The 18,127-nt window shown below is 63.0% G+C and carries 18 protein-coding genes; 12 read left to right on the top strand and 6 right to left on the bottom strand.

All coding sequences use genetic code 11. From position 1 onward, the window contains the following. Positions 1-37: 37 nt before the first annotated feature. A complete protein-coding gene (locus tag AC07R1_RS12030; RefSeq protein WP_011064220.1) occupies positions 38-1,621 on the bottom strand; it encodes an ABC transporter substrate-binding protein in 1,584 nt (527 codons plus the stop codon). Positions 1,622-2,096: 475 nt separating this feature from the next. Between AC07R1_RS12030 and rpmB the strand changes: the two genes are divergently transcribed. After that, positions 2,097-2,333 carry a 50S ribosomal protein L28 gene (rpmB, locus tag AC07R1_RS12035; protein WP_011064219.1) on the top strand — a complete coding sequence of 79 codons (237 nt, stop codon included), beginning with the start codon at positions 2,097-2,099 and terminating at the stop codon, positions 2,331-2,333. 11 nt (positions 2,334-2,344) lie between these two features. Next, a complete protein-coding gene (gene rpmG, locus AC07R1_RS12040) occupies positions 2,345-2,500 on the top strand; it encodes a 50S ribosomal protein L33 (RefSeq protein ID WP_003177274.1) in 156 nt (51 codons plus the stop codon). A gap of 58 nt (positions 2,501-2,558) precedes the next feature. Here the strand turns inward: rpmG and AC07R1_RS12045 are convergent, their stop codons facing one another. Continuing rightward, positions 2,559-2,921 (bottom strand): cupin domain-containing protein, encoded by a 363-nt coding sequence (locus tag AC07R1_RS12045; protein WP_015637468.1) that lies wholly within the window; start codon positions 2,919-2,921, stop codon positions 2,559-2,561. Between the two features lie 238 nt (positions 2,922-3,159). Between AC07R1_RS12045 and AC07R1_RS12050 the strand changes: the two genes are divergently transcribed. Then, a complete protein-coding gene (locus AC07R1_RS12050) occupies positions 3,160-4,653 on the top strand; it encodes an aldehyde dehydrogenase (RefSeq protein ID WP_495110555.1) in 1,494 nt (497 codons plus the stop codon). Positions 4,654-4,780: 127 nt separating this feature from the next. Continuing rightward, a complete protein-coding gene (locus AC07R1_RS12055) occupies positions 4,781-5,926 on the top strand; it encodes an MFS transporter (protein WP_495110556.1) in 1,146 nt (381 codons plus the stop codon). A 4-nt stretch (positions 5,927-5,930) separates the two neighbouring features. On the opposite strand, the gene AC07R1_RS12060 is transcribed toward AC07R1_RS12055, so the two are convergent. Then, positions 5,931-7,499 (bottom strand): phospholipase D family protein, encoded by a 1,569-nt coding sequence (locus AC07R1_RS12060; protein WP_495110557.1) that lies wholly within the window; start codon positions 7,497-7,499, stop codon positions 5,931-5,933. A gap of 66 nt (positions 7,500-7,565) precedes the next feature. Next, on the bottom strand, positions 7,566-8,990 hold the full coding sequence (locus AC07R1_RS12065; protein ID WP_011064214.1) for an aminotransferase-like domain-containing protein: 1,425 nt from the start codon (positions 8,988-8,990) through the stop codon (positions 7,566-7,568). A gap of 180 nt (positions 8,991-9,170) precedes the next feature. Here AC07R1_RS12065 and AC07R1_RS12070 point away from each other — a divergent pair, with 180 nt between their 5' ends. After that, on the top strand, positions 9,171-9,416 hold the full coding sequence (locus AC07R1_RS12070; RefSeq protein WP_065365034.1) for a DUF1127 domain-containing protein: 246 nt from the start codon (positions 9,171-9,173) through the stop codon (positions 9,414-9,416). A gap of 27 nt (positions 9,417-9,443) precedes the next feature. Here the strand turns inward: AC07R1_RS12070 and AC07R1_RS12075 are convergent, their stop codons facing one another. Beyond that, on the bottom strand, positions 9,444-10,736 hold the full coding sequence (locus AC07R1_RS12075; protein ID WP_011064212.1) for an NAD(P)/FAD-dependent oxidoreductase: 1,293 nt from the start codon (positions 10,734-10,736) through the stop codon (positions 9,444-9,446). 148 nt (positions 10,737-10,884) lie between these two features. On the opposite strand from AC07R1_RS12075, the gene AC07R1_RS12080 reads away from it, so the two are divergent. Beyond that, positions 10,885-11,238: a YkgJ family cysteine cluster protein gene (locus AC07R1_RS12080; RefSeq protein WP_011064211.1), complete on the top strand. Its 354-nt coding sequence runs from the start codon at positions 10,885-10,887 to the stop codon at positions 11,236-11,238. Between the two features lie 44 nt (positions 11,239-11,282). Here AC07R1_RS12080 and AC07R1_RS12085 read toward each other — a convergent pair whose 3' ends face one another. Then, positions 11,283-11,771 carry an Lrp/AsnC ligand binding domain-containing protein gene (locus AC07R1_RS12085; protein ID WP_011064210.1) on the bottom strand — a complete coding sequence of 163 codons (489 nt, stop codon included), beginning with the start codon at positions 11,769-11,771 and terminating at the stop codon, positions 11,283-11,285. A 156-nt stretch (positions 11,772-11,927) separates the two neighbouring features. On the opposite strand from AC07R1_RS12085, the gene dadA reads away from it, so the two are divergent. The 6 genes from dadA to AC07R1_RS12115 all read left to right on the top strand — a co-directional run bounded on the left by dadA (position 11,928) and on the right by AC07R1_RS12115 (position 18,066). Further along, positions 11,928-13,229, top strand: a complete 1,302-nt coding sequence (gene dadA / locus AC07R1_RS12090; protein ID WP_011064209.1) for a D-amino acid dehydrogenase — start codon at positions 11,928-11,930, stop codon at positions 13,227-13,229. Continuing rightward, positions 13,201-13,554 carry a RidA family protein gene (locus AC07R1_RS12095; RefSeq protein WP_011064208.1) on the top strand — a complete coding sequence of 118 codons (354 nt, stop codon included), beginning with the start codon at positions 13,201-13,203 and terminating at the stop codon, positions 13,552-13,554. The genes dadA and AC07R1_RS12095 overlap by 29 nt, the downstream gene beginning before the upstream one ends. Positions 13,555-13,645: 91 nt before the next feature. Beyond that, positions 13,646-14,719: an alanine racemase gene (gene alr, locus AC07R1_RS12100; protein WP_053154539.1), complete on the top strand. Its 1,074-nt coding sequence runs from the start codon at positions 13,646-13,648 to the stop codon at positions 14,717-14,719. 131 nt (positions 14,720-14,850) lie between these two features. Next, the gene (locus AC07R1_RS12105; RefSeq protein WP_015637462.1) at positions 14,851-15,399 is read left to right on the top strand and encodes a cupin domain-containing protein; all 549 of its coding nucleotides are present in this window, start codon (positions 14,851-14,853) and stop codon (positions 15,397-15,399) included. Between the two features lie 182 nt (positions 15,400-15,581). Continuing rightward, a complete protein-coding gene (locus tag AC07R1_RS12110; protein ID WP_011064205.1) occupies positions 15,582-15,998 on the top strand; it encodes a c-type cytochrome in 417 nt (138 codons plus the stop codon). A gap of 136 nt (positions 15,999-16,134) precedes the next feature. Further along, positions 16,135-18,066, top strand: a complete 1,932-nt coding sequence (locus AC07R1_RS12115) for an acetyl-CoA hydrolase/transferase C-terminal domain-containing protein (RefSeq protein WP_495110558.1) — start codon at positions 16,135-16,137, stop codon at positions 18,064-18,066. Positions 18,067-18,127 lie beyond the last annotated feature (61 nt).

Consider the following 18,127-nt stretch of genomic DNA (forward strand, 5'->3'; position numbering starts at 1 on the left):
TTCAAGGCCTGGGTGGGCCTTGAAGCCGGCCGGCAGTTCACTTGATGCTGACTTTCGAATAGTCCTGGCGCCCGAAGGGGCTCACCTGGTAGCCCTCGACCTGCTTGCGAGTCAGGGCGAAAGCGGTCGGGTGTGCCAGGGGCAGCCACAGCGCCTGCTGCTGGATCTGGGTCTGGGCCTGTTGGTACAGCTTGCTGCGCACACCCTGTTCGCTGGTGGTCTTGCCGGCCGTGATCAGCTTGTCCAGGTTCTGGTCGCAGTAGCGGGCGAAGTTGGTGCCGGACTTGACGGCGGCGCAGGTGAACTGTGGCGAGAGGAAGTTATCCGGGTCGCCGTTGTCGCCAGCCCAGCCCATGAACAGCAGGTCGTGCTCGCCGGCCTTGGCGCGGCGGATCAGTTCACCCCATTCGATCACGCGGATTTCCGCCTGGATCCCCACTTGGGCCAGGTCCGATTGCAGCAACTGTGCGCCCAGGCTGGGGTTGGGGTTGAGCAGGCTGCCAGAAGGGCGGGTCCAGATGGTGGTCTGGAAGCCGTTCTTCAGGCCAGCCTTGGCCAGCAGTTGGCGAGCCTTTTCCGGGTCGTGGGCGTACCCGGGCAGGTCCTTGGCGTAGCTCCAGGTATTGGGCGGGTAAGGGCCGTTGGCGGCTTCGGCGGTGCCTTCAAAGACCGCCTTGAGGTAGCTGCCCTTGTCGAAGGCCAGGTTGATTGCCTGGCGTACCTCGGGTTTGTCCAGGGGTGGGTGCTGGCTGTTGATGGCGACGAAGGCGGTCATGAAGGCTGCGGTGTGCTCGACCTTCAGTGCCGGATCCTCGCTGGCGGCCTGGACATCCAGGGGCTTGGGCGACAGCGCGATCTGGCACTCGTTGCGGCGCAGCTTCTGCAGGCGCACGTTGGCGTCCGGGGTGATGGCAAAGATCAGCGAATCGACCGCAGGCTTGCCGGCAAAGTAGTCGCGGTTGGCCTTGTAGCGGATCGAGGCGTCTTTCTGGAAGCGCCCGAAGATGAATGGGCCGCTGCCGATCGGCTGGCTGTTGAGCTTCTCCGGGGTGCCGGCCTTGAGCAGTTGCTCGGCGTACTCCGCCGAGTAGATCGAGGCGAAGCCCATGCTCAGGGTGGCGAGGAAGGTCGAATCGGCGTGGTCCAGGGTAAAGCGTACGGTCAGCGGGTCCAGGGCATCGATCTTCTTGATCAGGCTGGGCAACTGCAGGGATTGGGCGTGGGGAAAGCCGCTCTGGGCGATCTTGTGCCACGGATGGGCCGGATCGAGCATGCGCTCGAAGCTGAACTTGACGTCTTCGGCGGTCAGCTCGCGGCTGGGGTTGAAATACTCGGTGCGGTGGAACTTGACCTTCGGGTGCAGCTTGAACACGTAGGTCAGGCCGTCGGCAGAGACCTCCCAGCTGTCGGCAAGGCTGGGGACTACCTTGCCGCTATCGGCGTCGAACTCCACCAGGCGGTTCATCAGCACGTCGGCGGATGCGTTGGTGGTGGTCAGTGAGTTGTACTGCACCACGTCGAAGCCCTCCGGGCTGGCTTCGGTGCAGACGCTCAGCGCGGCAGCCTGGGCCAGGGGGCTCAGGAGAGGGGCGAGCAGGAGCGGGAGGGCGGCAAGACGCATGGTCGGGTTCCTTGTGCAGATCGAAAGCCCATCTGCGAGTGCAGTCTGGAAATGCCTTACCCTAGTGGGCTCTTTGTAAAATGACTATCCCTTTTGTATCGAGTGACGAAACCTCGGGCTCGGCCGGGGTTCCAGGCGTGATTCTCCGCAGGCATGACCGCGTTCTATGGCGGTTTTGTGCCTGGGGTTTCGGGAGAAATATATTCTGCGACGAGCGGTAGATTTCTGCGGTAGCCTTTGCCGCAGGCGTCCGGCGCAAGAAAATCAGGACTTTTCGTCATCCTGGGCACAGCGGTTGTTGTTGCTCTGGGGTCTTTCTGGTATAAAGCAGCGCTCTTTTCTAGGGGCCCGGTTCCTTCGCTTGTAGGTGTAGCCGGTAAGACCCTAAAGAAACGCGGCGCCTGGCGCCAAATGACTGAGAGATTAAGCGGCCAACCCATGCCGGGTTGGGCATGTGGTTTTAGAGGGCTGAGGCATGTCTAGAGTCTGTCAAGTTACCGGTAAGGGTCCGGTGACTGGGAATAACATTTCCCACGCAAACAACAAAACCCGTCGTCGTTTCCTGCCGAACCTGCAGCATCACCGCTTCTGGGTTGAGTCCGAGAAACGTTTTGTGCGTCTGCGCGTATCTGCCAAAGGCATGCGTATCATCGACAAGCGCGGCATTGATGTCGTGCTGGCCGAAATCCGTCGCGATGGCGGCAAGGTTTAAGGGAGCTAATCATGCGTGAATTGATTCGTTTGATCTCGAGCGCCGGTACTGGTCACTTCTACACTACCGACAAGAACAAGCGTACTACTCCGGACAAAATCGAGATCAAGAAATATGATCCGGTTGTTCGCAAGCACGTGATCTACAAGGAAGGCAAAATCAAGTAATTGATTTTTCTTCTGACAAAAAAACCCGCCTTCAAGCGGGTTTTTTTGTGCCCGGGATTCAGGCTTTCTGTTCGAAGGCCACATAGACCTTGCGGCAGGGCTCCAGCACTTCCCAGGTGCCCTTGAAGCCGGCCGGGATCACGAAGCGGTCGCCGACCCGCAGAGTCTTGGCATTGCCGTCGTGATCACGCAGTACCGATACGCCCTGGAGAATCTCGCAGTATTCGTGTTCGGTGAAGTTCACCGTCCACTGGCCCACGGCGCCTTCCCAGATCCCGGCATTGAGCTGGCCGCACGGGCTGGCGTAATGGTTGAACACCGCCTGCTCGGGGTCGCCCTTGAGGATTTTTTCCGCAGCGGGGCGGTAGCGTTCGCCCTCGGTGGTGGCCTGGCTGAAGTCGACGACGTTGTGGATGCTCATTGTTGTATTCCCCCGTGATTGCGGCGCGAGTGGCTATGAAGGCCAAAGTCTATGTTTATTAAAATGCACATAGCAATGGCGTTTGCCCGGGCTTTGTCAAATATATTGAAAGTACAGGTGTCGCTGGTTTAGGGTGGCGGGTGCCTTTGGCCGAAAACAGGCTGGCCGGGCAGAATTCTTCAGCAGTGCCGGCGTAGTTCGCATGGCGCTTGTATACAAATAAGAGGAGGACACTCGTATGACCACCCTGACTCGTGCCGACTGGGAACAACGTGCCCGCGACCTGAAAATCGAAGGTCGTGCCTACATCAACGGCGAATACACCGCATCGGCTTCCAGCGACACCTTCGAATGCATCAGCCCGGTAGACGGTCGCGTACTGGCGACCATCGCCAGCTGTGATGCCGCCGATGCCCAGCGCGCCGTGGAAAACGCCCGCGCCACCTTCAACTCCGGCGCCTGGTCGCGCCTGGCGCCGGCCAAGCGCAAGTCGGTGATGATCCGCTTTGCCGGCCTGTTGAAGCAGCACGCTGAAGAACTCGCGCTCCTGGAAACCCTGGACATGGGCAAGCCCATCAGCGACTCCCTGGATATCGACGTTCCCGGCGCCGCCCAGGCCCTGAGCTGGAGCGGCGAGGCCATCGACAAGATCTACGATGAAGTCGCTGCCACCCCTCACGACCAGTTGGGCCTGGTCACCCGTGAGCCGGTAGGCGTGGTCGCGGCCATCGTGCCGTGGAACTTCCCCCTGATGATGGCTTGCTGGAAACTGGGCCCGGCGCTGTCCACCGGTAACTCGGTGATCCTCAAGCCTTCGGAAAAATCCCCGCTGACCGCCATCCGCATCGCTGCCCTGGCAGTGGAAGCCGGGATTCCGGCGGGCGTGTTCAACGTACTGCCAGGCTACGGCCACACTGTCGGCAAGGCCCTGGCCCTGCACATGGACGTGGACACCCTGGTGTTCACCGGCTCCACCAAGATCGCCAAGCAGTTGCTGGTCTACTCCGGCGAATCCAACATGAAGCGCGTGTGGCTGGAAGCCGGCGGCAAGAGCCCGAACATCGTGTTCGCCGATGCTCCGGACCTGCAGGCCGCCGCCGAATCCGCCGCCAGCGCCATTGCCTTCAACCAGGGCGAAGTCTGCACCGCCGGCTCGCGCCTGCTGGTGGAGCGCTCTATCAAGGACAAATTCCTGCCGCTGGTGATCGAGGCCCTCAAGGGCTGGAAGCCGGGCAACCCGCTGGATCCGGCCACCAATGTCGGTGCCCTGGTGGACACCCAGCAGATGAACACCGTGCTGTCCTACATCGAAGCCGGGCATGCCGATGGCGCCAAGCTGGTGGCCGGTGGCAAGCGCACCCTGGAAGAAACCGGTGGCACCTACGTCGAGCCGACCATTTTCGATGGTGTCAGCAACGCGATGAAAATCGCCCAGGAAGAGATCTTCGGCCCTGTACTGTCGGTGATCGCCTTCGACAGCGTGGAAGACGCGATCCAGATTGCCAACGACACGCCTTACGGCCTGGCAGCTGCGGTGTGGACCGCCAACATCTCCAAGGCCCACCAGACCGCCAAGGCCCTGCGTGCCGGCAGCGTCTGGGTCAACCAATACGACGGCGGCGACATGACCGCGCCGTTCGGCGGCTTCAAGCAGTCGGGCAACGGTCGCGACAAGTCGCTGCATGCGTTCGACAAGTACACCGAGCTGAAAGCCACCTGGATCAAGCTCTGAGTCTTGTCGTTTGAGGCGGGGCAGTGCCCCGCCTGATGTCGATCCATAGCGCAGCCGGACTTTCCGCAAGGGGAGTCCGGCTGTGTTGTCTGTGCCTTGCGAAACAATGATCCACAGGAGCGTGGAAATGCGTTGGGCGACCTATTTCGCCGTTTTGGCCGCAGTCTTGAGTGTCGGCCTGGCCCTGGGCGTGACCATGCCCCTGGTGTCGTTTCGTCTCGAAAGCTGGGGCTACGGGCCTTTTGCAATTGGCGTGGTGGCGGCGATGCCGGCCATTGGCGTGTTGCTCGGGGCGAAGATCTCCAGCCGCCTGGCGGCGCGCTTCGGCACCGCCAGCCTGATGCGCCTGTGCCTGTGGGGTGGGGCGATCTCCATTGCCTTGCTGGCGCTGCTGCCCAGCTATCCGTTGTGGTTGGTGCTGCGCCTGATACTGGGAGTGGTCCTGACCATCATCTTCATTCTGGGGGAAAGCTGGATCAATCAGCTGGTGGTGGAGCAGTGGCGTGGCCGGCTGGTGGCGCTGTATGGCGCAAGCTATGCCTTGAGCCAGCTGGCCGGGCCCCTGCTGTTGGGCGTGCTGGGTACTGAGCATGATTACGGCTTCTGGATCGCGGTGGGTTTGCTGGTGGTATCACCGCTCCTGCTGTTGGGGCGCAGCGGGGCGCCGAGCACCGAGTCGTGCAGCGTGACTCTGTTTGACCTGTGGCACTTTTGTCAGAAGTTGCCGGCGATTGCCTGGGCAGTTGCATTGTTCGCTACTTTCGAGGCGCTGATTCTGACCCTGCTGCCGGTGTATTGCCTGAGCCAGGGGTTCACCGAAGACATTGCCCTGGCCATGGTCAGCACCGTGGTGGTGGGGGATGCACTTTTGCAACTGCCGATTGGCGCCCTGGCGGATCGGATTTCCCGGCGCGGCCTGTTCACCGGCTGCGCGGTGATCCTGCTGTGTTCCAGCCTGGCCATTCCGCTGTTGCTGGGCACCGTGCTGATCTGGCCACTGTGGGTGTTGTTCGGGGCCAGCGCCGGGGGCTTGTTCACCTTGTCGCTGATCCTGATCGGCGAGCGTTACCGCGATGACGCACTGGTGCGGGCCAATGCCCATGTGGCGCAGCTCTGGGGCATTGGCTGCCTGATCGGGCCGCTGGTGGCAGGGGCCGGCAGCCAGTGGGTGAGCGGCCACGCCATGTTGCTGCTGGTGGCGGCCGGGGCTTTTGGCTTGCTTGTCCTGCTGCTGCGCCAGGGGGCCTTTGGCGAAGCCCAGGCTGCGTTGTAGCCACTCAGAGCATGCGTTCCAGGCCGATGCGGGTGCTCAGCCAGGCATTGAAGCGGCGCCACCAGTTGCCGGGTTCATGGCCCAGGCTGTGCAACTGGCCCTGGTCCTCGGTCACCCAGACCAGCTTGCCGTCCAGCAGCTTGACCTGGTAGCTCAGGGCCGGCGCCATCCCCTGCAGGGCCAGGGCGCGGACATGTTCAGCCAGCTCGGGGCTGTCCACCAGCACCCCGACCTCGGTGTTCCACAGCACCGAACGGGGGTCGAAGTTGAACGAGCCGATGAAGCTCTTTCGTCGGTCGAAGATCATCGCCTTGCTGTGCAGGCTGGAGTCGGAGCCCTTGTAGGAGCCGCTGTGGAACAGGTGCGGCCCGCTGCCACCGCGCTCGCCGGGTTGTCGGCGCAGTTCGTAGAGCTTCACTCCATGTTCCAGCAATGCCTTGCGATAGGGCGCATAGCCGCCATGCACCACTGGCACGTCGGTGGCTTCCAGGGAGTTGGTCAACAGGCTCACCGAGACCCCGGCGTCCGCGCGCCCGGTCAGGTACACCAGCCCGGGCTGCCCCGGAACGAAGTAGGCCGAGATCATGATCAGCTCCTTGCCGACCCCGCTCAGTTCCGGTGCCAGCTGGGTGGTGAGCAGCAGGTGCGGGTCGGGGGCACCCTTGGCCAGGACCTTGGCCGGAGCGTCCCACAGGGCCTGGTTCCAGGCCCAGATCAGTTCCTTGCGCCAGATGTCCATGCGCGGCTGGGTCTGGTAGGTCATCAGTTGCCGGTACAGCGCCTGGTTCTGCCGGCGGCTGTCCTGCAAGGATTCCTCGAGGCGCAGCCGGGTGTTGTCCAGTGCCTTGGCGGAAGGTGTGCTGGACAGGAACTCGCCGATGGGGCGGCTCAGGGCGCTGTTCCAGTACTGGTCGAAGCTGTGGCCCAGTTGCTCGGCCACCGGACCCACGCTGAACATGTCGATGTCGGTGAAATTCAGGTTGGGCTGGGCGTCGAAGTATTCATCCCCCAGGTTGCGCCCGCCGACGATGGCCACGCTGTTGTCTGCCAGCCAGAGCTTGTTGTGCATCCGCCGATGCTGCTGCGACAGATTGAACAGGCGGCCCATGGCCCGGGTCAGGCCAGTGCTGCGGCCCAGGTGCAGAGGGTTGAACAGGCGGATCTGGATCTGCGGATGGGCGGCCAGGGTGGCGATGATCTGGTCCAGGCCGTCGCTGGTGGTGTCGTCCAGCAGGATGCGTACCCGCACGCCACGGTCGGCGGCCTTGAGCAGCTCGTCCACCAGCATGCGGGTGCTGATGCCGTCGTGGACGATGTAGTACTGCAGGTCGAGGCTGCTTTGCGCGTTGCGGATCAGCTCGGCGCGGGCCATGAACGCTTCGGTGCTGTTGGGTAGCAGGCGAAAGCCGGAACGCCCCTGGTAGGGCGCGGCCTGGGCCCGGATCGACTGGGCAAAGCCCGAATCACGGGCGGGCAGGGCCTGGCTGGGTTGGTACGGCACCTCGCGGGTAGCGCAGCCGCCCAGCCCGAGGCTCAGCAGCAGAAGCCAGGTGAAGGCCTGTATAGGGTTCAAGTCAGGTCATCTCGCATCACGGCACGGGTTGGCATGGGACGGCTGGCTTCCTGCTTCGGATCGGGGTCAGTCCGAGGTTTCACTGAGCAGCTTGATGGCTGCAGCGCCGACCTTGCGTACCGCGTCTTCGATCTGCGCGGTTGGCTTGGCAGCGTAGTTCATCCGCAGGCAATTGCGGTACTTGCCCGAGGCGGAAAAGATGCTGCCCACGGCAATCTGCACCCCTTGCTCGAGCAGCACTCGGTTGAGCTTCAGAGCATCAAAGCCCTCGGGGAGTTCGATCCACAGCATGAAACTGCCCTGTGGCCGGCTGGCGCGAGTGCCGGCGGGGAAGTAGCGGCTGACCCAATCGAGCATCAGGTCACGATTGCGCTGGTACTGGGTGCGCATCTTGCGCAGATGTGGCTCGAAGTGGCCGCTCTTGAGAAACTCGGCGATGGCTACCTGGGGCTGCGGGGCCGTGGAGCCGGTGCTGATGTATTTCATGTGCAGTACACGTTCCAGGTAGCGACCGGGCGCCACCCAGCCGATGCGCAGGCCTGGGGCCAGGGTTTTCGAGAACGAGCTGCACAGCAGCACCCGGCCATCATCGTCGAAGGACTTGATGGTGCGCGGGCGCGGGTAGGTGTAGGCCAGTTCGCCATACACATCGTCCTCGATGATCGCCACGTCGAAGCGCTGGGCCAGGGTCAGCAGTGCCCGCTTGCGCGGCTCCGGCATGATGTAGCCCAGGGGGTTGTTGCAGTTGGGCGTCAACTGTATGGCCTTGATCGGCCACTGTTCCAAAGCCAGTTCCAGGGCTTCCAGGCTGATTCCGGTAATGGGGTCGGTGGGGATCTCCAGGGCCTTCATGCCCAGGCCCTTGAGGGTCTGCATGGCGCCGTGGAAGCTCGGCGAGTCCACGGCGACGATATCCCCCGGTTCGCAGATGGCGCGAATGCTGGTGGACAGCGCCTCGTGGCAGCCGGTGGTGATCACCAGGTCGCCGGCCCCCAGCTGGCAGCCGGAATCCAGCATCAGTCGCGCGACCTGCTCGCGCAGCTCCAGTACGCCGTAGATGTTGTCGTAGTGCAGGCCTGGCATGTCCTGGCGCCGGCTGAGGCGGGCCAGGGCCCGAAGCAGAGGCTTGAGGGTGGGTGTGGTGATGTCCGGCATGCCGCGGCCCAGTTGCACCACGTCCTTGCGCGGCACGGCGCGAATCAGTTCCAGCACCTGGTCCCACTGCGAGATCTCTACCGGTCGCTGGGCCGGGCGGCCAACGGCGGGCAGGGCGGGCAGTTCGCGGCTGGGCGGCACGAAGTAGCCGGACTTGGGCTTGGGCATCGCCAGGCCGTTGTCTTCCAGCAGGCGGTAGGCCTGCTGCACGGTGCTCAGGCTGACCCCGTGCTCGACGCTCAGGGCGCGCACTGAGGGCAGCCGATCGCCGGGGCGATAGAAGCCCTGCTCAATGCGGGTGCCCAGGAGTTCGGCGAGGTTGACGTAGAGGGTCATGGCATTGGCTCGTAGTGGGGGACGCGAGGACCGGTACAGATGGGGCAAAAATACAGGATTCAGCAGGATTTTTGGCAAAACTGTATGGAGTTAATACCGCTGTATTGAGTCTGTAATGGTTTTTGCGCACCAAGCATCCTATTGGCTCATGGCAACTTTGAGCAAACAGGAGCAATACAGATGAACGGCTTGAGCGATGTGCGTCTGTCGTTACGGAGTCAGGAGCTGCAGGCAGAGCAGGAGCAGGCACTGGCGGCACGCCTGCCACGCTCCGCACCGCCCGGGCTGAGCCCGCTGGGTCTGTACTGGCATCGGCTGCGCACGCGCAAGTCGTTGCTGGAGCTGACTGCCGAGCAGTTGCGCGATGTCGGCCTGAGCCGGGAAGAGGCGCGGGCCGAAGGTCTCAAGCCGTTCTGGCGGCTGTAGGCCGACGCCGCGCAGTCACGGGGAGGGTCAGAGCAGTTCCTTCAAGCGGTGCCAGAGCATGCCCAGGGCCAGCAGCGGCGAGCGCAGATGCTTGCCGCCCGGGAAGGTGATGTGCGGCACCTTGGCGAACAGATCGAAACCGCCGCCGTGCTGGCCGCTGATGGCCTCGCCCAGCAGCTTGCCCGCCAGGTGCGTGGCATTCAGGCCGTGGCCCGAATAGGCCTGGGCGTAATACACATTGGGCTGGTCCTTGAGCCGGCCGATCTGCGGCAGGCGGTTGGCGCCGATGCCGATCATGCCGCCCCACTGGTAGTCGATCTTCACTGCGGCCAGTTGCGGGAACACTTCCAGCATCTTCGGCCGCATGTAGGCGGCGATGTCCTTGGGGTCACGCCCCGAATAATGACAGGCACCCCCGAACAGCAGGCGCCGGTCAGCCGAAAGGCGGTAGTAGTCCAGGGCCACGCGCTGGTCGCAGACCGCCATGTTCTGCGGCAGCAGTTCCTGGGCCAGGGCCGGGCTCAAGGGTTCGGTGGCGATGATGTAGCTGCCGGCCGGAAGCACCTTGCCCCCCAACTCCGGATTGAGATCGTTGAGGTAGGCGTTGCAGCCCAGCACCAGGGTCTTGGCCCGGACGGTGCCGCGACTGCTGTGGACCTTGACCTCGGGGCCGTAGTCGATGCGGGTCACCGCAGAGTGCTCGAACAGTTGCACCCCCAGTTGCTGCGCCGCCCGGGCTTCGCCCAGGGCCAGGTTCAGCGGGTGCAGGTGGCCCGAACCCATGTCGATCAAGCCGCCAACATAGCGCTTGGAACCCACCACGCTGTGCATTTCATCGGCCTGCAGCAGCCGGGTCTGGTGGCGATAGCCGAGGCTGCGCAGTTCCTCGGCGTCTTCGGCGAAGCCGGCAAGGTCGGCCGGCTTGTTGGCCAGGTCGCAGTAGCCCCAGGTCAGGTCGCAAGGGATCTGGAAACGCTCGATGCGTTGGCGGACGATCTCCACCGCCTCCAGCCCCATGAGCTTCATCTGCCGCACTCCGTCCTCGCCTATCACCTTGGTGAACTGGTCGAGGCCGTGGCCGACGCCGCGAATCAACTGCCCGCCATTGCGCCCGCTGGCGCCCCAGCCGATCTTGTGCGCCTCCAGCAGGACCACGCTGAGGCCACGCTCGGCCAGTTCCAGCGCGGTGTTGAGCCCGGAAAAACCGCCCCCGACCACGCACACATCGGCTGTCAGATCGCCCGCCAACGCTGGGTAGTCAGGTTGCGGCAGGCTGCTGGCGGCATAGTAGGAAGCGGCGTGCTGAAGGCTGGCGGGCATGGGATGCGTCCTGATGATGGTGTCGGTAAAAATGCGCGGAGCATAAGTCGGGCCTTTGCGCCGGGGCAACCGCAGGACGCCCGGTCCTGTCTGCCGCCAGGCATTTAGGGCAGAATTCACGGTTATTCATGCCCCGGTAGTCTTTTTCATGAGCTGTAACCGTCAAATCGTCCGCAGCCTGCGTCAGCAGATTCCCTCTTTCGAGTGCGTTCCCGGCTGCCACGACTGCTGCGGCCCGGTGACCACCTCGCCGGAGGAAATGTCTCGCCTGCCGCGCAAGACCGCTGCCGAGCAGGAAGCTGCCATGGACGAGCTCAACTGCGTGCACCTGGGGCCCAACGGTTGCACCGTGTATGACGAGCGTCCGCTGATCTGCCGCCTGTTCGGCACCACGCCGAGCCTGCCTTGCCCCAACGGCCGGCGCCCGGTGGAGATGATCCACCCCCGGGTCGAAAAACAGATCCACGACTACATGGCCAGCACTCGCCAGGTCCTGGTCTAGCCCCGAGCACCCCGGCTTGCCGGCGAAGGCTGCACCCTCTCGCTTCAATCCGGAATCGGCAGGCTCAGGCTCTCCTTCACCTCTTCCATGACGATGTAGCTCTTGGACTCGCGCACGTGGGGCAGCTTGAGCAGGATGTCCCCCAGCAACTTGCGGTAGGACGCCATTTCCGAGATCCGCGCCTTGACCAGATAGTCGAAGTCGCCGGACACCAGGTGGCACTCCAGCACGTGGGGCAGCTTCAGCACCGCCCGGCGAAACTCCTCGAAGGTATCGCCGGACTTGTAGTCCAGGCTTATCTCGACGAACACCAGCAGGCTGCCCTTGAGGTGCTGCGGATTGAGCCGCGCGTTGTAGCCCATGATGATCCCTTCGCGCTCCAGGCGGCGCACGCGCTCGGTGCAGGGGGTGGTGGAGAGGCCCACTCGCTCCCCCAGCTCGGTGAAGGAAATGCGTCCGTCGGCCTGGAGTATCCGCAAGATATTGCGATCGATCTTGTCCAGGGCCCGACGGGTCTGATGGTTGGTGCGCATAGGGGATGCCCCTCCGTGAAAAGCAATATCGCCGAGAATTCTCGCCAAATATAGGCGGTTATATAGTGAAAATCACTGCTCAATGTTTCTTACACTGCGCCCATCTTTGCTCTGAATAACAAACGTCAGCGGTCAAGCCGCGATGAGGATATGAAAATGCGCGTTCTGGTCTTGGGCAGTGGCGTTATCGGAACCACCAGTGCCTATTATCTGGCTCGAGCCGGATTTGAAGTGACCGTAGTGGACCGTCAGCCGGCCGCCGCCATGGAAACCAGCTTCGCCAACGCCGGCCAGGTCTCGCCTGGCTATGCGTCGCCCTGGGCCGCTCCGGGTGTACCGCTCAAAGCCATCAAATGGCTGCTGCAGCGCCACGCGCCACTGGCGATCAAGGCCACGGCCGACATCGACCAGTACCTGTGGATGGCACAGATGCTGCGCAACTGCACCGCCAGCCGCTATGCGGTGAACAAGGAACGCATGGTGCGCCTGTCCGAATACAGCCGTGACTGCCTCGACGAGTTGCGAGCGGAAACCGGCATTGCCTACGAAGGCCGCAGCCTGGGCACTACCCAGCTGTTCCGCACCCAGGCGCAGCTGGACGGCGCGGCGAAAGACATCGCCGTGCTCAAGGAATCCGGCGTGCCGTTCGAACTGCTGGACCGCGAAGGCATCGCCCGGGTCGAGCCGGCCCTGGCCAACGTCACTGACATCCTCGCCGGTGCCCTGCGCCTGCCCAACGACCAGACTGGCGACTGCCAGATCTTCACCACGCGCCTGGCGGAAATGGCCAGCAAGCTGGGTGTGGAATTCCGCTTCGGCCAGGACATCCAGCGCATCGACTTTGCCGGTGACCGGATCAACGGCGTGTGGATCGACGGCAAGCTGGAAACCGCCGACCGCTATGTGCTGGCCCTGGGCAGCTACTCGCCGCAATTGCTCAAGCCGCTGGGCATCAAGGCGCCGGTGTACCCGCTCAAGGGTTACTCCCTGACCGTGCCGATCACCAACCCGGCCATGGCCCCGACTTCCACCATCCTCGACGAAACCTACAAGGTTGCGATCACCCGTTTCGACAACCGGATCCGGGTCGGCGGCATGGCGGAGATAGCCGGTTTTGACCTCTCGCTCAATCCGCGCCGGCGTGAAACGCTGGAGATGATCGTCAACGATCTCTATCCTCAGGGCGGCGACCTGTCCCAGGCCAGTTTCTGGACCGGGCTGCGTCCCACTACCCCGGATGGCACGCCGATTGTGGGCGCCACGCCGTTCCGCAACCTGTTCTTGAACACTGGCCACGGTACGCTCGGCTGGACCATGGCTTGCGGTTCCGGTCGCCTGCTGGCGGACCTGATGGCCAAGAAAAAGCCGCAGATCAGCGCCGAAGGCCTCGATATTTCCCGTTACGGTAACCCTCAGGAGTCAGCTAAACATGTCAATCCAGCGCCAGCTCACCAATGAGCGCATGAGCCAGATTGTTGTCCACGGCGGTACGGTGTATCTGTCCGGGCAAGTCGGCGATGACATGCAGGCCGGGATCGAACAGCAGACCCGCGAGACCCTGGCCAACATCGAACGCCTGCTGGACCTGGCCGGTACCGACAAGAGCAAGCTGCTGTCGGTGACCATCTACCTGAAGGACATCGATGCCCACTTCGCTGGCATGAACAGTGTCTGGGACCAGTGGCTGCCAAAAGGCGTGGCGCCGGCCCGGGCCACGGTCGAAGCCAAGCTGTGCGAACCGGAAATCCTGGTCGAGCTGTCCGTAGTGGCCGCTCTGCCTTAAACGACAAGATCCCTCTCCCGGTGCCGGTGGCGGCTCGCCGTTATCCAGCACCGGTTTTTTATTCCCCATGACCGCCTAGAAGTCTGCCGCCATGCGCCCTGCCCGTGCCCTGATCGATCTCCAAGCCCTGCGTCACAACTACCAACTGGCCCGTGAAACCTCGGGAGTTCGTGCTCTCGCGGTGATCAAGGCCGATGCCTACGGCCATGGCGCGGTGCGCTGCGCCCAGGCGCTGGAAGGCGAGGCCGACGGTTTCGCCGTGGCCTGCATCGAAGAAGCCCTGGAGCTGCGCGCCGCGGGCATTCGTGCGCCGGTGCTGCTGCTGGAAGGTTTTTTCGAAGCATCCGAGCTGGCGCTGATCGTCGAGCATGATTTCTGGTGCGTGGTGCATTCGCTGTGGCAACTCGAAGCCATCGAGCAGGCGGCCGTGGCCAAGCCACTGACGGTCTGGCTCAAGCTGGACTCGGGCATGCATAGGGTCGGCCTGCATCCCAAGGATTACCAGGCGGCGTATCAGCGCCTGCAGGCCAGCGGCAAGGTCGAGAAGATCGTGCTGATGAGCCACTTTGCCCGCGCCGATGAACTGGACTGCCCGCGTAGCAGCGAGCAGGTGGCGATATTCGAAGCGGCTCGCCAGGGCCTCGGAGCGGAAATCAGCCTGCGCAATTCGCCGGCGGTCATGGGCTGGCCCAGCGTCCCTAGCGATTGGGTACGCCCGGGCATCATGCTCTACGGTTCGACGCCGTTCGAAGAAAACAACTCGGTTGCCGCGCGCTTGCAGCCGGTAATGACCCTGGAGTCCAAGGTGATCTGCGTGCGTGAACTGCCGGCCGGCGAGCCGGTGGGCTACGGCGCCAGGTTCATCACCGACAGGCCAATGCGCATCGGCGTGGTGGCCATGGGGTATGCCGACGGTTATCCGCGCCATGCGCCTACTGGTACGCCGGTACTGGTGGCCGGCCAGCGCAGCCGCCTGCTGGGCCGGGTGTCCATGGACATGCTGTGTGTCGACCTGACGGACGTGCCCCAGGCCGGTCTTGGTTCGACCGTGGAGTTGTGGGGCAAGAACATCCTCGCCAGCGATGTTGCGCAGGCCGCCGATACCATCCCTTATCAGCTGTTCTGCAACCTGCGCCGGGTGCCGTTGGTGTACTGCGAAGGCTGAGATTCCGTGGGCTGTACCGAAAGTCGCCTTCCCGGGGGGAATCGGGAGCAAGTGTTGTAAATACTGAACGCTGTCGCCATGATAACGCTCAATTACAACAACGCCTGATTCCCGCCTAGGAGGCTGCCGCATTGGACGTCGGTGAACGACTGCAATCCATCCGTAAACTGAAAGGTCTTTCCCAGCGTGAACTCGCCAAGCGTGCGGGCGTCACCAATAGCACCATTTCAATGATCGAAAAGAACAGCGTCAGCCCCTCGATCAGCTCGCTGCGCAAGGTGCTGGGCGGCATTCCCATGTCCATGGTGGAGTTCTTTTCCGAGGAAATTCTCCAGGAAACGCCTTCTCAGATCGTCTACAAGGCCCACGAACTGATCGATATCTCCGATGGTGCGGTGACCATGAAGCTGGTGGGCCGGGCTCATCCGAGCCGCGCCATTGCCTTCCTCAACGAGATCTACCCGCCGGGTGCCGATACCGGTGAAGAGATGCTCACCCACGACGGCGAGGAAACCGGGATTCTCCTCGAGGGGCGCCTGGAACTGGTGGTAGGGCTTGAAACATTTGTCCTCGAAGCCGGCGACAGCTACTACTTTGAGAGTACGAAGCCGCACCGTTTCCGTAATCCGTTCGATGTTCCGGCGCGGCTAATCAGCGCAGCCACTCCGGCGAACTTCTAGATCAAGAGGCGTCCTGCAAGGCTTGCAGAGAGGCCCCCAGCGACATTTTGCCGCGAATAAGACCCCTTCGACTTTGGGGTTGTTTCAGTGTGGCGGGCTAACCGTTATACTTTCGCCCGCCTGCGAAACCGTGGCCGCAGGCGTGACTAGCCACCATTGAGGGTGTACGCGTGAACCTAATTATGAAAATGCTGGCCGCACCAGCAACCGTATTGGCCCTTTGGGCAGTCAGCGCTCAAGCTGCGACTAATGATGATATTGCCAAGCGTCTTGAGCCTGTCGGCCAGGTCTGCGTCCAGGGGCAGGAATGCAAGGGTATGGAAGTGGCCGCCTCTGCGGGCGGTGGCGGTGGCGCGAAATCCCCGGATGACGTGATCGCCAAGCACTGCAACGCTTGCCACGGCACCGGCCTGTTGGGCGCACCGAAAATCGGTGACACCGCAGCCTGGAAAGAGCGCGCCGATCACCAGGGCGGCCTCGACGGCATCCTGGCCAAGGCCATCACCGGGATCAACGCAATGCCGCCTAAAGGCACTTGCGCCGATTGCTCCGATGACGAGCTCAAAGGTGCAATCCAGAAGATGTCCGGCCTGAAATAAGCCGCCATCTTCAGCGAAAAAGCCGCTTACGAGCGGCTTTTTTGTGGGCGTAATTTGCCCTGTGTACTGGTCAATGCAGCAAACTCCCGGCAAGCTCGGTCCAACCTCAATTCATGGACGGTCCCCGGAGGGTCAGATGCTGCAATCCTGTTCTATCGAGCATGCGGTGGATGAAGTGCTCGCGCGTTTGCCGCAACACATTCACATGGGCATGCCCCTGGGGCTGGGTAAACCCAATCGTTTCGCCAATGCCCTGTACCGGCGCATCGCCGGGATGCCGGAACGCCAGCTGACAATCTACACCGCTTTGAGCCTGGGCCGGCCGGCCCTGGGCGACGGTTTGCAGAAGCGCTTTCTCGAACCCTTCGTCGAACGGGTATTCGGTGACTACCCGGAGCTGGATTTTCTCGCTGACCTGCATCGCGACAGCCTGCCGGCGAACATTCGCGTCGAGCAGTTCTTCATGCAGCCCGGCAGCCTCCTGCACAGTGCCCCGGCGCAGCAGGACTACGTCAGCAGCAACTACAGCCATGCCGCCCGGGACATCAACGCAGCCGGTCTGAACCTGGTGGCGCAACTGCTGGCCAGGGACCCGCGAGACCCGGGACGCCTGAGCCTGAGCTGCAACCCGGACATCACCCTCGACATGTTGCCGATGATTGCCAAGCGCCGGGCGCAGGGGGAAACCATCCTGATCCTCGGCCAGGTCCACAGCGACCTGCCCTATATGCCGGGTGACTCGGAAATCGATGCCGCGGACCTCGACCTGCTGATCGACGAAGAGGAACGCAGTACGTTGTTCTCCACGCCGAACATGCCCGTGGGCATCCAGGACCATTGCATAGGCCTGCACGCCAGCACCTTGGTGCGCGACGGCGGCACCCTGCAGATCGGCATTGGCTCCATGGGCGATGCGCTGACCGCGGCCTTGCTCGCACGGCAGGCGGACAACGAGGGCTACCGCGCACTGCTGGCAGACCTGCAGGTGGATTACTGGCAGCCGCTGATCGATCGCGAAGGGGGTATCGAGCCCTTTGCCCAGGGGCTCTACGGCTGCAGCGAAATGTTCGTCAACGGCCTGCTGGCCCTGGCCGACGCGGGCATCGTGCGGCGCAAGGTGTACCCGACCGTGGCGCTGCAAGAGCAAGCCAATGCCGGCACCCTGGATCCGGATTCGGCTGTCGGCGGGGTCTCGATCCATGGCGGTTTCTTCCTTGGCCCGCGCAGCTTCTATCAGCGCCTGCGGGAGCTGCCCAAGAGCAGGCTGGCGCAGTTCAACATGACCGCCATCAGCTACATCAACGAGCTGTATGGCCATGAGGAGCTCAAGCGTCTGCAACGCCGGGATGCGCGCTTTATCAACAGCGCCTTCACCATGACCCTGATGGGGGCGGCGGTGTCCGACCAGTTGCAGGGCGGGCGCGTGCTGAGCGGGGTGGGCGGGCAATACAACTTCGTCGCCCAGGGCCATGCCCTGGCGGATGCCCGCTCGGTGCTGATCCTGCGCAGCTGGCGCGAGTCGGCGGGGGAGGTGAGCTCCAACATTGTCTGGGAATACGGCCACTGCACCATCCCCCGTCACCTGCGGGACATCGTGATCACCGAGTACGGCATCGCCGATCTGCGGGGCAAGACGGACGCCAAGGTGATCGAGGCGTTGCTCAATATCAGCGATTCACGCTTCCAGGCCGGATTGATCGAGCAGGCACAGAAAGCCGGCAAGCTGGCGAAGGACTTTCGTCTGGAACCGCGTTTTGCCGACAACAGCCCACAGCGTTTGCAGAACATTCAGGCGCGTCATCGTCACCTGTTCCCGGAGTATCCGCTGGGCAGTGATTTCAGCGCCCAGGAGCGCGACCTGCTGCGGGCGCTGAACTGGCTCAAGAGCAAGTTCAAGCTCAGCGAGATCCTCGAGCTGGGCAAGGCGGCACTCGACGCACCGGAGCCCGCGGCGTTTGCCGAGCACTTGGAGCGCATGGGGCTGGAGAAACCCGAAGGCCTGCGTGAAGACCTGTACCAGCGGTTCCTGCTGGCGGGTCTGCAGGCCACGGCCCCCACCTTGTCGTAGGAGGCGGCTTGCCGGCGAATGGGCCTTGCTCTCAAGGGCGTCTTCGCTGGCAAGCCAGTTC

The sequence above is a fragment of the Pseudomonas sp. GW821-FHT07F01 genome (assembly GCF_059418825.1).